The organism is Sphaerisporangium rubeum (genome assembly GCF_014207705.1).
In the GTDB taxonomy this organism is placed as follows: domain Bacteria; phylum Actinomycetota; class Actinomycetes; order Streptosporangiales; family Streptosporangiaceae; genus Sphaerisporangium; species Sphaerisporangium rubeum.
The window spans coordinates 3,697,476-3,711,342 of record NZ_JACHIU010000001.1 but is presented as its reverse complement, the minus strand read 5'-3'; the positions used below and the strand labels follow the sequence as shown (position 1 = coordinate 3,711,342).

The following is a 13,867-nucleotide window of genomic DNA, read 5'->3' as shown; positions in this document are numbered from 1 at the left end:
GCCATGATCGCCCCACATACTAAGGTAAGGTTTACCTAAGTTACAGCCCTCCCCCGCGCTGGTCCACGCTCACCGGCGGACGTTACAGTTAAGGCTTGCCTCACCTAAGGAACTTGGAACGTGGAGACACCCCGGTGACCGCCGGCCGGCGGGCCCGGCCCGTCGTCCTGGTCGCGCTGACCGGCGCCGTACTGGCCGCGCTGTGCCTGGCGTCGCTCGCGCTCGGCGCGCGCGCCATCCCGCTCGACCAGGTCGTGCAGGCGCTCACCGGTCACGTGCCGGGTCCCGGCGGACAGGCCGCCGAGAACGTCGTCTGGTCGGTCCGCGTGCCGCGCACCGTGCTCGGCGTCGCCGCCGGTGTCGCGCTCGGGCTGTCCGGCGCGCTCATGCAGGCGCTGACCCGCAACCCGCTCGCCGACCCCGGGGTGCTCGGCGTCACCGCCGGCGCGTCGTTCGCCATCGTGCTGTCCATCACGGTGCTCGGCGTCGGGTCGCTGTTCGGCTACATCTGGTTCGGCTTCGCCGGCGCGCTCGCCGCGAGCGTGTTCGTGTACATGCTCGGACGGCTCGGCCGCTCGGGGCTCACCCCGGTGAAGCTGGCGCTCGCCGGCGTGGCCGTCACGGCGCTGCTGTCCTCGCTGACCGGCGCGATCGTGCTGACCGACCCCGAGCCGCTCAACCGGTACCGCTACTGGTCGGCCGGGTCGCTCGCGTCGCAGGACGCCGGGGTGGTGTGGCGCATCCTGCCGTTCCTCGCGGCCGGCACGGTGCTCGCCATGGCGTGCGCGCCGGCGCTGAACAGCCTGTCGCTCGGTGAGGACGTCGCCACCGCGCTCGGCCGCAGGCTCGGCCTGGTACGGCTGCAGGGGGTGACCGCCGTCATGTTGCTCACCGGCGGCGCGGTCGCGGTCATCGGCCCCATCGTCTTCATCGGCCTGGTGGTGCCGCACGTCGCGCGCGTCCTCGCCACGCGCGCCGGGATCGGACCCGACCACCGCTGGCTGCTGCCGCTGGCGGCGCTCATCTCGCCGTGCCTGCTGCTGGCCGCCGACATCACGGGCCGGCTCGTCGCCAGGCCGTCGGAGATCCAGGCCGGTGTGCTGATGGCCTTCATCGGCGGCCCGTTCTTCATCGCGATGGTCCGCAGGCGCAAGCTGGCGGAGGTGTGACGATGCCGGACCCCCGTACCGACGGCGCCGCCGTCACCGCGGCACGCGGCCTCGCGCCGCGGCCGTTCCGTGTGGCGGTCCCGCCGGTGTCCGGTGTGCTGCGGCCCCGGCTGCTGCTGGTGTGCGCGGCGCTGGTGGCCGTCACGTTCGTGGTGTTCTGCTGGAACGTCGCGGTCGGCGACTACCCGATCACGCTCACCGGGGTCATGAAGGCGCTCGCCGGCGTCGGCGACCCCGGCACGCTGCTGGTGGTGCGGGAACTGCGGCTGCCGCGCGCGCTGGTCGGCCTGCTGGCCGGGGTCGCGTTCGGCGTGTCAGGCGCGGTGTTCCAGACCGTGACGCGCAACCCCCTGGCCAGCCCCGACATGATCGGCCTGACCCAGGGAGCGGGGACGGCGGTGGTGGCGAGCATCGTGCTCGGCTGGGACGGCGGCCTCGGCCCGCAGACGCTCGCGCTGCTCGGCACGCTGCTCACGGCGGTGCTGGTGTACACGCTGGCGTGGCGCGGCGGCACCACCGGGTACCGCGTCATCCTGGTCGGCATCGGGGTGTCGTGGATCTGCACCAGCGTCACCGATTTCCTGGTGGCCAGAGGCGGGAAATTCCAGGCGCAGGCCGCGCTCGGCTGGCTGGTCGGCAACCTCAACGGCCGCGACATCGACGAGGCCGTACCGCTCGCGCTGGCCCTGGTGGTCCTGCTCCCGGTGACCCTGGCCCTCACCCGGCACCTGCGCACGCTGCAGCTCGGTGACGACGTCGCCACCGGTCTCGGCGTCGCCGTGCAACCGGCGCGCCTGGCGCTGCTGCTGGCCGCCGTGGGGCTGGTCGCGTTCGGTGTCGCCGCCGCCGGCCCGGTGGCGTTCGTCGCGCTCGCCGCGCCGCAGATCGCGCAGCGCCTGGCCGGCACCGCCATGCCGCCGCCGGTGACCGCCGGGGTGACCGGCGCTCTGGTGGTCCTCGGCGCCGACCTCGCCACCCGCACCATCGTCCCCGGCGCCGAGGTGCCGGTCGGCATCGTCACCGGCGTCCTCGGCGCACCGGTCCTGCTCTGGCTGCTCATCCGCGCCAACCGCGCGGGCTCAGGAGGCTGAACCATGTCCATCCCCGCCACCTCCCCCGCACCCGTGCGGCCCCTCCCCGCCGGGCCCGACCTGCGGGCCGAGGGCCTGCGGCTCGCCTACGACGACCGGGTCGTGGTACGGGACCTGGACCTGCTGGTGCCACCGGGCCGGGTGACGGCGATCGTCGGCGCGAACGCCTGCGGCAAGTCGACGCTGCTGCGGGCCCTCGCGCGGCTGCTCGCGCCGCGCGCCGGCGCCGTACGGCTGGACGGCCGCGCCGTGCACCGCATCCCCACCAGGGAACTCGCCAGGCAGCTCGGCATCCTGCCGCAGGCCCCGGTCGCGCCTGAGGGGCTGACCGTCGTTGACCTGGTGACCAGGGGACGGTCGCCGCACCAGACCTGGTGGCGGCAGTGGTCCGGCGCCGACGAGCAGGCCGTGCGGGGGGCCCTGGCGGCGACCGGGCTGACCGAACTGGCGGACCGGCCGGTGGACGAGCTGTCCGGCGGCCAGCGGCAGCGGGCCTGGATCGCGATGGCCGTCGCGCAGGAGACACCGGTGCTGCTGCTCGACGAGCCGACGACGTACCTGGACCTGGCGCACCAGATCGACGTGCTGGACCTGGTGACCGACCTGAACCGGCGGGAGAACCGCACCGTCGTGATGGTGCTGCACGACCTGAACCACGCCTGCCGGTACGCCGACCACGTCATCGCCATGAAGGACGGGAGCGTCGTCGCCGAGGGCCCGCCGGCCGATGTCGTCACCGCCGGGACGGTGGAGCACGTCTTCGGCCTGCGGTGCCAGGTCACCACCGACCCGGTCAGCGGAACGCCGCTGGTCATCCCGGTCGGCCGCCACCACGAGGCCGCGGCCGGCCGATGACCCGCGCGCCGCGTCAGGGCCGCGGCGTCAGGTAGTCCCCCATGGCGCGGAAGTAGTCGCCGGCGGCGTGCTCAGCCCCGTCGTCGGTGCGGACGCGGCGCACCAGCAGGCCGGGGTGCTCCCCGGTGCGCGCGTCCGCGCCGGCGACGACGACCACCCCGTCGCCTTCGCGGATGAACACCCGGCCAGGCGTGCCGCCGTACCGTGCCGTGGACAGGGCCGCCGAAACGATGCGCAGGCGCCGGCCCCGGTGGTAGGTGAAGGCGTTGGGGTAGGGGTCGCACTGCGCGCGCACCAGGCGTTCCAGCGCGTCGGCGGGCCAGGTCCAGTCGATGCGGCTGTCCTCCTCGGATCGTTTGTGGAAGAAGCTCGCCTGGCTGCGGTCCTGCGGCGTCCACACCGCCGTGCCGGACGCGATGAGGTCGAGCGACTCGCGCACGATGGGCTCGATGAGGTCCACGGTGCGGTGGAACAGGTCGGCGGCGGTGTCGTGCGGCCCCACCGGCACGGCGCGCTGGAGCACGATGTCGCCGGCGTCGAGTTCGGCGTTCATGCGGTGCGCGGTGACCCCGACCTCCTTCTCGCCGTTGATGAGGGCCCAGATGAGCGGTGAGAAACCCGCGTAGGCCGGCAGCAGCGAGTCGTGCACGTTGAGGGTGCCGTGCGGCGGCAGGTCGAAGATCTCCGGCGGCAGCCACGTGCGCCAGTTGTTGGCGACGATGACGTCCGGCGCGGCGTCGCGCAGCGCGGCGAGCAGTTCGCCGTCGCCGGGCCTGCCGCGCAGCAGGACCGGCAGGCCGTGCTCGGCGGCGAGATCGGCCACCGAGTCGTCCCAGATGCGCTCGTAGGCGTGGTCGCTCGCGGGGTGGGTGACGACGAGCACCACCTCGTGGCCGGAGTCCAGCAGGGCCCGCAGCGTGCGGTGACCCCAGGTCTGGTAGCCGAACATGGCGACCCGCATGGTGGTTCCTCTCCTCAGGAGGGCGATCTTGGAGACCTTGTCAGGTAAGGCTAACCTTATCTAGCATGTCGTCCGCAGAGGGAGGCGATGTGGAAACACCGGACAGTGAGCCCGGCACCATCTACGACATCCTGGGGATCGGCTTCGGGCCGTCCAACCTGGCGCTCGCCATCGCGATCGAGGAGCACAACGCCGGCGGCGGCGAACGCATCGACGCCGTCTTCCTGGAACGGCAGCCGGCGTTCGGCTGGCACCGGGGCATGCTCATCGACGACGCGACGATGCAGGTGTCGTTCCTGAAGGACCTGGTCACCATGCGCGACCCGGCGAGCGGCTACAGCTTCCTGTGCTACCTGCGCGAACGCGGACGGCTCGTGGACTTCCTCAACCAGAAGACGCTGTTCCCGCTGCGCGCGGAGTTCCACGACTACTTCGCGTGGGCCGCCGCGCGGGTACGGCACCTGGCGCGGTACCGGGCCGAGGTGGTCGCCGTGGAGCCGGTCACCGGCGCGGACGGCGAGACGCTGTGGTTCGACGTGGTCAGCCGCGACCCGCGCGACCCGTCCCGCACCACGGTGCGCCGCGCGCGCGACATCTGCGTGGCCGTCGGCCTGGAGCCGCACGTGCCTCCCGGCACCGTGCTGTCGGACCGCGTGTGGCACACCAGCGAACTGGTGCCGCGGGTCGCCGAGCTCACCGCGTCAGGCACGCCGGTGCGCCGCGCGCTGGTGCTCGGCGCGGGACAGAGCGCCGCCGAGGCGGTGGACCACCTGCACCGCACGTTCACCGACGCCGAGGTGTGCGGGGTGTTCGCCAAGTACGGCTACACCCCCGCCGACGACAGCCCGTTCGCCAACCGCATCTTCGACCCCGAGGCGGTGGACGTGTACTTCGCCGCGCCGCCGCAGGTGAAGCGGTCGTTGCACGACTACCACCGGAGCACCAACTACTCGGTGGTGGACATGGACCTCATCGAGGCGCTGTACGCCACCGCCTACCGCGAGAAGGTGCACGGACGCGAGCGCCTGCGCATGCTGAACGTGTCCCGCATCCGCGACGTGCGCGAACGCGACGACCACCTGGAGGTGACCGTCGAGTACCTCCCCACCGGGAAGCGGACCGTGCTCACGGCCGACCTGCTGGTGCACGCCACCGGCTACCGGCCGCAGGACATCGGCACGTTGCTCGGCGAGACCGCCAAGCTGTGCCTGCGCGACGAGGACGACGCCGTCCGCGTGGGCCGCGACCACCGGGTCGCGATGGCCCCCGGCGTGCGCGCGGGCCTGTACCTGCAAGGCGGCACCGAGCACACCCACGGCCTGACGTCCACGCTGCTGTCCACCACGGCCGTGCGCGCCGGCGAGATCCGCGACTCGGTGCTGTCCCGCCGCGCCGGCGCGCGCGTCACCACGCCGGCGGCGCCGTGACGGCCGGGGGATGATCGTCTCAGGCGACGGTCAGCGGCTCGGCCGCGAAGTCGACCTCGGCCCAGACCACCTTGCCGGTGGTGAGGCGCTCGTACCCCCAGCGGGACGCGATGGCCGCCACGACGACCAGGCCCCAGTGGGACTCGTCGGAGCCGCCGGGGGCGAACAGCGTGGGAGGCCGGTCGTCGCGGTCGGTGACCTCGACCCGGACCGCGGCGCCGTCCCGGGTGCGGATGCGCACCCCGAGCATCGTGCCGGCGTGGGTCACCGCGTTGGCGACCAGCTCACCGGTGACCAGCGCCAGCTCGTCGGGGTCCACGGGCAGCGACCAGGCGAGCACGGCGGACAGCGCCATGTCGCGGGCCTGCTGCGGCGCGGACGGCAACGGTGGGGTGGTCAGCGTAAGGGTCTCCGCGCTTTTTCCGCCTGAGCGGCGCGCATCACCATCGTTCGGAAGCACTCCGCGCGCCCCCCGTCTCCGGCGGCATCGTGGCCTGTCATCGGACTTGCATTATGCACCGTCACGCCGTCACGGGGAACCCTGCGCGACGGGTTCACATGAGTCTCACAGACTGCCGGACGCGCCGGGCCGGCACCGTCTCGTCGGCGGTGCCGGCGGGAGGGGTCAGACGCGCTGCCAGAGAGCCGGGGTGTTCGGCGGCTCCCAGCCCGTGAGCGCGGTGTGGGCCTGCAGGCAGCGGTACCGCACGCCTGCGTAGGTGACCTGCGCGCCGACGGCGTAGTAGGTGCCGGCGGCCCACGTGCCGGCCGGTGCGGTGACGGTGGGGGTGGGGGTCGGCGTCCTGGTCGGAGTCGGCGACGGGGCCGGAGAGGGGGACGGGGTGGGGCCGCCGCCTCCGCCGACCTGCAGGTCGACGCAGGCGTAGAAGGCGTTGACGGTGTCGGCGATGTTCCAGATGGCGAGGACCTTCTGCCTGCCGCCGAAGCCGGACAGGTTCACGGTGTGCTGCACGGTGGCGCCGGGCTGGCGTCCGCCGTCGTCGAACACCGCGACACGCCTGGTGCCGATGTAGTACTCCCAGGTGCTGGTGGCGTGGCGTGCGGTGAGGGTCCAGGTGAAGGTGACCGTGGTGCCGACCGAGGTGGCGGGCCAGTTCTTGCTCTCGTCGCTGAGCTGGGAGAACCGCGCGACGCCGCCGTGGCAGTTGCGCTGGCCCTTCGGCCCTTCGACGCTCTGCGGTTCGTAGATGATGTCGCCGCAGCCGGTGACCCGGCCCTGCGCGCACATGGCCTGCCTGCTCGGCGGCGAGGAGATGTACCCGTGGGCGAGTGCGGGGGCGGCGGAGAACACCGTCACCCCGGCAGTGAGCAAGGCCGTCGCCACCACCATGATCGTTCTTCGCATAACGGAACTCCTTGTGCTGGGGGTGCCGTTAATCTAAAAGAAAGTTTCCTAAGAGTAAAGAGTCCGCGCCGGGGCTTCGCCGGTCATCTGTCAAGACGGCGGCACCGGTCGGCCGGACACCGGCCGTACACGGCCGCCAACAGCCCGTCGCGGAGGGCCATCGTGCGAGGTCGGAGCAGGGTGAGAGCGTTCAACATGAGCCGCCCCGCCTGGGGCCTCACCTCGGGCGACCATGTCAGCGGTACGTTAAGCCACTGTTTCCGAGACGTTATCGGCTGGCGTTGACATGCCAAATGTTAGCGATAACACTTCACAACCAAGGTGCGGAACACGCACGACCGTCGCGGTTGGGTACGGGGGTTCCCAGCCGTCATCCGGCCTCCGTGCGAGAGCCGCGTGCCATTCCCCTTCGCTAGGAGACCAACCATGAGGCTTGGACGGATCGCGACGATGGTCTCGGCCATCGCGCTCGCCGCCACCATGTCCGCCTGCGGATCGAGCGAGAAGACCGGCGGTGGCGGCGCTGACAGCGCGTCCGCGGGTACGGGTGCGGCCGGCGCGCTCGTCGGCGTGACCATGCCGACCAAGTCGTCCGAACGCTGGATCCACGACGGGGACAACGTCAAGTCCCAGCTGGAGAAGCTCGGCTACAAGGTCGACCTGCAGTACGCCGAGAACGACATCCCGACCCAGGTCAACCAGATCGAGAACCAGATCACCAAGGGAGCCAAGCTCCTGATCATCGCCTCGATCGACGGCACCGCGATCACCTCGCAGCTCCAGCAGGCCGCCGACAACAAGATCCCGGTCATCGCCTACGACCGGCTCATCCGCAAGAGCCCGAACGTCGACTACTACGCGACGTTCGACAACTTCAAGGTCGGCGTGCAGCAGGCCACCTCCCTGCTGGTCGGCCTGAAGGTCAAGAACGCCGACGGCACCGACGGCAGCGAGAAGGGCCCCTTCAACATCGAGCTGTTCGCCGGCTCGCCGGACGACAACAACGCCACCTTCTTCTTCAACGGCGCCATGTCGATCCTCAAGCCGTACATCGACAGCGGCGTGCTCAAGGTCAAGAGCGGCCAGACCGACTTCAAGACGGTCGCCATCCTGCGCTGGGACCCCGCCACCGCGCAGAAGCGCATGGAGGACATCCTCACCAAGACCTACACCAGCGGTGACAAGGTCGACGGTGTGCTGTCGCCGTACGACGGCCTGTCCATCGGCATCCTGTCGGCCCTGAAGAGCAACGGCTACGGCACCTCCGGCCAGCCGTACCCGATCGTGACCGGCCAGGACGCCGAGCTCGCGTCGGTGAAGTCGATCATCGCCGGTGAGCAGTACTCCACCATCTTCAAGGACACCCGCAACCTGGCCGAGGTCACCGTCAAGATGGCCGACGCCGTGCTCAAGGGCGGCAAGCCCGAGGTGAACAACACCACCGACTACGACAACGGCAACAAGGTCGTCCCGTCCTACCTGCTGGAGCCGGTCATCGTCGACAAGAGCAACTACCAGAAGGAACTGGTCGACGCCGGCTACTACACCGCGGCGCAGCTCGGCGGCTGAGCATCCGCCGGAGGGTCCCGGGGGTGACCGAACCCCCGGGACCCGCGTGAGGGGACGTGAGACATGACCGATGACATCCTTCGCATGCGGGACATCACCAAGACCTTCCCTGGGGTCAAGGCGCTCAAGGACGTGAGCCTGTCCGTGCGCCGCGGTGAGATCCACGCCATCTGCGGCGAGAACGGCGCCGGGAAGTCGACGCTGATGAAGGTGCTGTCCGGGGTGTACCCGCACGGCACCTATGAGGGCGAGATCGAGTACGACGGCGAGATCAGCCGTTTCTCCGGCATCCGGGACAGCGAGCACGCGGGGATCGTCATCATCCACCAGGAGCTGGCGCTGTGCCCGCAGCTGTCGGTCGCCGAGAACATCTTCCTCGGCAACGAGCAGTCCAGGCGCGGCTTCATCGACTGGAACCGCACCAACCGCGACGCCGCCGCGCTGATGGCCCGGGTCGGGCTGCGGGAGAGCCCCACCACCACCATCTCCGACCTCGGCGTCGGCAAGCAGCAGCTCGTCGAGATCGCCAAGGCGCTGTCCAAGGAGGTGCGGCTGCTCATCCTCGACGAGCCCACCGCCGCGCTCAACGACGACGACTCCGCGCACCTGCTGGACCTGCTGCGCGGCCTGCGCGACCAGGGCATCACCTGCGTGATCATCTCGCACAAGCTCAACGAGATCATCGCCATCGCCGACTCGATCACCGTGCTGCGCGACGGCCGCACCATCGAGACCCTCGACACCGCCTCCGGCGGCGTCACCGAGGACCGCATCATCGCCGGCATGGTCGGCCGGGCCCTGGAGAACCGCTTCCCCCCGCACGAGCCGCACATCGGCGACGAGGTCCTGCGCGTCGAGGACTGGACCGTGTACAGCCCCGCGCAGCCGGACCGCAAGGTCGTCTCCGGCGCGGGCTTCACGCTGCGCCGCGGCGAGATCGTCGGCCTGGCCGGGCTCATGGGTGCCGGCCGCACCGAACTCGCGATGAGCCTGTTCGGCCGCGCGTACGGCGTGAACATCTCCGGCCGCGTCTACAAGGACGGCCGCCAGATCGAGCTGCGCAGCGTGCAGGACGCCATCAAGCACGGCATCGCGTACGCCACCGAGGACCGCAAACGGTACGGCCTCAACCTCATCGAGGACATCAAGCGCAACGTCTCCGCCGCGGGCCTGGCCCGCCTCGGCCGGCGCGGCTGGGTCAACGAGAACGAGGAGTACCGCGTCGCCGAGGACTACCGCCGCAGCATGAACATCAAGGCGCCGAGCGTGGCCAGCGTCGTCGGCCAGCTCAGCGGCGGCAACCAGCAGAAGGTCGTGCTGTCCAAGTGGATCTACACCGACCCCGACGTGCTGATCCTCGACGAACCGACCCGCGGCATCGACGTCGGCGCCAAGTACGAGATCTACACGATCATCAACCGCCTCGCCGACGAGGGCAAGGCGGTACTGGTGATCTCCTCCGAGCTCCCCGAACTGCTCGGCCTGTGCGACCGCATCTACACGCTGTCCGAAGGCCGGGTCACCGGTGAGGTCCCCCGCGCGGAGGCCACCCAGGAACGCCTCATGCAATACATGACAATGGGACAGGAGTAACCCCGATGAGCAGCGTCTCGCCAACGGGTGTCGCGGTGGAGCCGCAGGACGGCGGCGGACAGGGCGACACACGTCCTCCGGGCCGCATGCGGCTCGGCAACCTGTCGATCAACGTGCGGCAGAGCGGCATCTACATCGCGTTCGCGCTGATCGTGGCGCTGTTCTCGGTGCTCACCGACGGCGCGCTCCTGCAGCCGCAGAACATCTCCAACATCATCGTGCAGAACTCCTACATCCTGATCCTCGCGGTCGGGATGATCCTCATCATCATCGCCGGCCACATCGACCTGTCGGTCGGCTCTGTGGTCGCCGTCACCGGCGCCGTGTCGGCCGTCCTGATGGTGAACTACGGAGTGCCGTGGCCCGCCGCGCTGCTCGTCACCCTGGTCGTCGGCGGCCTCATCGGCGCCTGGCAGGGCTTCTGGATCGCCTACTTCGGCATCCCGTCGTTCATCGTCACCCTCGCCGGCATGCTGCTGTTCCGCGCGCTCACCCTCACCGTGCTCGGCAACCAGGGCATCGGCCCGTTCCCCGACGCCGTACGCACCCTGTCCAACGGCTTCACCGACGGCTACCTCGGCAACATCGGCCTCGGCCCCCTCGGCGGCGCCGACCTGTTCAGCCTCATCGTCGGCCTCATCGCCGTCGCCGGCATGTCCGCCGCGCAGTGGCGCGCACGCGCGGCCCGCCTCAGCTACGGCCAGAGCGTCGACCCGTTCCCCGCCTTCATCGCCAAGCTCGCCGTCGGCGCGTTCGTCATCCTGTTCCTCGTCGTCCAGCTCGCACGCTTCAAGAACCTCCCCTGGGTCCTCGTCCTGCTGGCCGTCATGGTCCTCGGCTACTCGGTGATGGCCAACCGCTCGGTCTTCGGCCGCCGCATCTACGCCGTAGGCGGCAACCTGCAGGCCGCCGTCCTGTCCGGCGTCCGCGTCAAGTCCGTCGTCTTCTGGATCTTCGTCAACATGGGGGTCCTGTCCGCCATGGCCGGCGTCATCTTCGCCGGCCGCCTCAACCAGGCCGGCCCCACCGCCGGCTTCAGCTTCGAACTCGACGCCATCGCCGCCGCCTTCATCGGCGGCGCCGCCGTCCAAGGCGGCGTCGGCAAAGTGGTCGGCGCCATCACCGGCGGCCTCATCATGGGTGTCATCAACAACGGCATGAGCCTCATCGGCTCCCCCAGCGAACGAGTGATGCTGGTCAAAGGCATCGTCCTCCTCGCCGCCGTCGCCTTCGACATCTGGACCAAACGCCGCTCCGGCACCGCCACCCGCTGACGGCCCCACGAACACGGCCGCGACCCCAGCCCGACGGGTGGGGGCCGCGGCCGTCACCATTTCCCGGCGCGCGATCCGCGCCGGCTGCAATCATGAGGCGACCTCGCGGCCCAGGTACGAGGAGTGCCATGGAACGGGACGACGCCTCGCGGATATTCCGGTACCACCTCCGGCGCCTGCACCACGAGCGCGGCGAACCCTCCGCACGCGACCTGGCCAAGTGGACCGGCGGCGAGATCGGCCCCGACGTGGTGTCCGCGGCCCTGCGTGACGGCGTGCTTCCCGGATGGGGCCACCTGGAGCCTCTGATCAGAGCACTCGGCGGGGACGTGGAATGGTTCCGGCGCCTACTGGAGAACCCATGGCGCCACCAGCCGCGGCTGGTGGCACTGCCTGCTCCCCCGGCGGACTGGCGTCTCGCCGAGGGCGAACCAGACCTCCGGCACGTGCACACGAGCGCCGACGCCGAGGCCGTACAGGAAGACCTCGACGCACGTGCCGGCGAACAGGAGCGACAACAGCAGACCCTGCGTGAACAGCTGGCACGTGCCAGAGAGCAACTCGCCGACCTCAACGACCGGATCACCCACCTGCAGGACCGCCTCACTCAGATGACACGGGAAGCCGGCGCCGACACCGAACTCCGGGACAGGTTGCTGGCCGACGTGGCCGCCTTGGAGAAGGAGCGCGACCTGCTGCGCCAGGAGATCGACGAACTGCGTGAGAAGCTCCGCAGGTCCCGCGAAGACAAGATCGACCTGCTGGACCAGGGGGTCCGCCTGGCCTACCGATGGGTCGAGCTCCGCTGGGAGTGGGCCCGCTCGGAGGAACTCCGCAGGGAAAAAGCCGAAACCGACCTGCGCAAAGAGCGCGAGCGACGGCTGACTCTCGAAGAAGAGGTACGGGAACTGCGCCGCCTCACCGGCCGGGACACCGTCTGACATCGTGTGCGTCCGCGCCGGTCCAGGCGACGAAGAAGATCCGGCCACCATGGAACAGGACAATGGATTGATCAGTCCGATATAACCGACCTGCCGCTCCGGCCGCCTTCGAGTCCCTCGCCGAGCCGCGGGAGGTGCTCGACCGAAGACCAAGGAGCTGACCATGCGCGATGCGGACGACCCACGTGCGACGCAGGTCGTCTTCCTGCTCGCCGGGCCTCCCCTCGCATCGTACGAGCGAGGCTCCGCCTCATCGGCAGCCGCCGACGAGGACGCGTCGTGAGCGAGCCGCCGGCCGCGCGCACCGCGCGGCGCCGCTATGTCACGGCCTGCGCGCTCTTCTGGCTTCCGTCCGGGCTGGCCATCGCACCCTCGATCCTGCTGTTCACCGAACGCGGCATGTCTCTGGCGGCCATCGCCGGCTTCATCGCCGCGCACTCGTTCACCGCCGTGGTGCTGGAGTTACCCACCGGCGGTCTGTCCGACGTCCTCGGCCGCCGGGTCGTCCTGGCCGCCGCCGGCCTGTTGAACCTCACCGCATTTCTTCTCCAGGGGCTCGGCACCACACCCTGGGTGCTGACCTGCGGCTTGACGCTCATGGGAGCGGCCCGAGCCCTGTCCAGCGGGCCGGCCGAAGCCTGGTACGTCGACACCGTCCACGCGCACTCTGGGCCCGACGCCGACCTGCGGACCGGCCTGGCGCGGGGGAACACCGCGATGTCGGCGGCGCTGGCCGCCGGCACCCTGCTCGGCGGGGCCGTCCCCTGGCTGCTGACCAGCGGTCCCGGCGTCGGGACACGGCTGAGCGAGGTGACGTCCGGGCTGGTTCTGCCACTGTCGATCCCGTTCCTGCTGGCAGCCTGCTTCGAAGTCGTCTTCACCGTGTACGTGCTGACGGCCCTTCGTGAGCCACCCCGGCCGGCGGCCACTCTGCGCGGCGTGCTGCGCGGCGTTCCCGCCACCGTCGCAGGCGGGCTGCGGCTCGGCGCACGCGACACGCTGGTCCGCCGGGTCCTGCTCAGCGCGGGGGCCGTCGGCAGCGCACTGGCCACCATCGAACTGCTCACCCCGGGCCGCGTCGCAGGATTGACCGGCGCGTCCGAGTCCGGCGCGGTCGTCTTCGCCGCACTCGCCTGCGCCGGTTTCCTGTGCTCCGCTCTCGGGAGCCACCTCGCACCGCTCGTCGCACGCCTCGCACGCGGCGGCGAGCGCGCGGTCCTCGCCGGACTCGCGAGCAGCGCCTGCGGCGTGCTGCTCCTCGGCGTCACCGTGACATCGACCGGCGCCACGGCGACGGCTCTCGCGGCCACCGGCTACGGCCTGGTGTACCTCGGCCTCGGCGCCGCGGGCCCCAACGAGAACGACCTCCTGCACCGTCGCGTCCCAGCCGCGGGCCGCGCCACCGCGTTGTCCGTCCAGTCCCTCGCTCTGCAACTGGTCGGCGCCGCCACCGGCCTGCTGGTCGGTGTCCTGCCACCCGGCCCGATTCCCTGGCTGCTCGGCGGCACCGTGTTGCTCGCCGGCGCTTTCCTTTGGCTCCGCCGCGGCGGAACAGGAACAACGACGACGGTGCCGCCGTCTCAGAGCGTCGCGTCCCCGCCTCATGTCTGACCGACGGAAC

The 13,867-nt window shown here is 70.8% G+C and carries 11 protein-coding genes and 1 pseudogene; 9 read left to right on the top strand and 3 right to left on the bottom strand.

Going from position 1 to position 13,867, the window contains the following annotated elements; genetic code table 11:
• Positions 1-113 precede the first annotated feature (113 nt).
• From BJ992_RS16050 to BJ992_RS16040, 3 genes are read left to right on the top strand one after another with little or no spacing between them, the layout of a single operon-like run.
• Positions 114-1,169, top strand: a complete 1,056-nt coding sequence (locus BJ992_RS16050; RefSeq protein WP_221474842.1) for a FecCD family ABC transporter permease — start codon at positions 114-116, stop codon at positions 1,167-1,169.
• Between the two features lie 2 nt (positions 1,170-1,171).
• Positions 1,172-2,260, top strand: coding sequence for a FecCD family ABC transporter permease (locus BJ992_RS16045; protein WP_184981783.1), 1,089 nt, complete (start codon positions 1,172-1,174; stop codon positions 2,258-2,260).
• A 3-nt stretch (positions 2,261-2,263) separates the two neighbouring features.
• The gene (locus tag BJ992_RS16040; protein WP_184981782.1) at positions 2,264-3,115 is read left to right on the top strand and encodes an ABC transporter ATP-binding protein; all 852 of its coding nucleotides are present in this window, start codon (positions 2,264-2,266) and stop codon (positions 3,113-3,115) included.
• Positions 3,116-3,128: 13 nt separating this feature from the next.
• Here BJ992_RS16040 and BJ992_RS16035 read toward each other — a convergent pair whose 3' ends face one another.
• The gene (locus BJ992_RS16035) at positions 3,129-4,076 is read right to left on the bottom strand and encodes a methionyl-tRNA formyltransferase (RefSeq protein WP_184981780.1); all 948 of its coding nucleotides are present in this window, start codon (positions 4,074-4,076) and stop codon (positions 3,129-3,131) included.
• A gap of 65 nt (positions 4,077-4,141) precedes the next feature.
• Here BJ992_RS16035 and BJ992_RS16030 point away from each other — a divergent pair, with 65 nt between their 5' ends.
• On the top strand, positions 4,142-5,503 hold the full coding sequence (locus BJ992_RS16030) for a lysine N(6)-hydroxylase/L-ornithine N(5)-oxygenase family protein (RefSeq protein WP_184981778.1): 1,362 nt from the start codon (positions 4,142-4,144) through the stop codon (positions 5,501-5,503).
• A gap of 19 nt (positions 5,504-5,522) precedes the next feature.
• Here the strand turns inward: BJ992_RS16030 and BJ992_RS16025 are convergent, their stop codons facing one another.
• Together BJ992_RS16025 and BJ992_RS33795 are read right to left on the bottom strand one after the other, a co-directional pair.
• Positions 5,523-5,888: an ATP-binding protein gene (locus BJ992_RS16025; protein ID WP_184981776.1), complete on the bottom strand. Its 366-nt coding sequence runs from the start codon at positions 5,886-5,888 to the stop codon at positions 5,523-5,525.
• A gap of 240 nt (positions 5,889-6,128) precedes the next feature.
• Positions 6,129-6,869, bottom strand: a complete 741-nt coding sequence (locus BJ992_RS33795) for a lytic polysaccharide monooxygenase (RefSeq protein ID WP_184981774.1) — start codon at positions 6,867-6,869, stop codon at positions 6,129-6,131.
• A gap of 426 nt (positions 6,870-7,295) precedes the next feature.
• Between BJ992_RS33795 and chvE the strand changes: the two genes are divergently transcribed.
• From chvE to BJ992_RS15995, 5 genes and pseudogenes are all read left to right on the top strand, one after another.
• The gene (gene chvE / locus BJ992_RS16015) at positions 7,296-8,438 is read left to right on the top strand and encodes a multiple monosaccharide ABC transporter substrate-binding protein (protein WP_184981772.1); all 1,143 of its coding nucleotides are present in this window, start codon (positions 7,296-7,298) and stop codon (positions 8,436-8,438) included.
• Between the two features lie 135 nt (positions 8,439-8,573).
• Positions 8,574-10,031, top strand: a pseudogene (gene mmsA / locus BJ992_RS16010) (multiple monosaccharide ABC transporter ATP-binding protein); the annotation flags it as partial.
• Between the two features lie 5 nt (positions 10,032-10,036).
• Positions 10,037-11,305: a multiple monosaccharide ABC transporter permease gene (gene mmsB / locus BJ992_RS16005; RefSeq protein ID WP_184981768.1), complete on the top strand. Its 1,269-nt coding sequence runs from the start codon at positions 10,037-10,039 to the stop codon at positions 11,303-11,305.
• A gap of 128 nt (positions 11,306-11,433) precedes the next feature.
• Positions 11,434-12,246: a hypothetical protein gene (locus BJ992_RS16000; RefSeq protein WP_184981766.1), complete on the top strand. Its 813-nt coding sequence runs from the start codon at positions 11,434-11,436 to the stop codon at positions 12,244-12,246.
• A 279-nt stretch (positions 12,247-12,525) separates the two neighbouring features.
• Positions 12,526-13,857: an MFS transporter gene (locus BJ992_RS15995; RefSeq protein ID WP_221474841.1), complete on the top strand. Its 1,332-nt coding sequence runs from the start codon at positions 12,526-12,528 to the stop codon at positions 13,855-13,857.
• Positions 13,858-13,867: the final 10 nt, after the last annotated feature.

Bases quoted from the DNA above. Each gene is read 5' to 3' on its own strand.
- BJ992_RS16035 (WP_184981780.1), bottom strand. From the start codon at position 4,076: ATGCGGGTCGCCATGTTCGGCTACCAGACCTGGGGTCACCGCACGCTG.
- chvE (WP_184981772.1), top strand. From the start codon at position 7,296: ATGAGGCTTGGACGGATCGCGACGATGGTCTCGGCCATCGCGCTCGCC.
- mmsB (WP_184981768.1), top strand. From the start codon at position 10,037: ATGAGCAGCGTCTCGCCAACGGGTGTCGCGGTGGAGCCGCAGGACGGC.
- BJ992_RS16040 (WP_184981782.1), top strand. From the start codon at position 2,264: ATGTCCATCCCCGCCACCTCCCCCGCACCCGTGCGGCCCCTCCCCGCC.
- BJ992_RS16030 (WP_184981778.1), top strand. From the start codon at position 4,142: ATGTCGTCCGCAGAGGGAGGCGATGTGGAAACACCGGACAGTGAGCCC.
- BJ992_RS16045 (WP_184981783.1), top strand. From the start codon at position 1,172: ATGCCGGACCCCCGTACCGACGGCGCCGCCGTCACCGCGGCACGCGGC.
- BJ992_RS16000 (WP_184981766.1), top strand. From the start codon at position 11,434: ATGGAACGGGACGACGCCTCGCGGATATTCCGGTACCACCTCCGGCGC.
- BJ992_RS33795 (WP_184981774.1), bottom strand. From the start codon at position 6,869: ATGCGAAGAACGATCATGGTGGTGGCGACGGCCTTGCTCACTGCCGGG.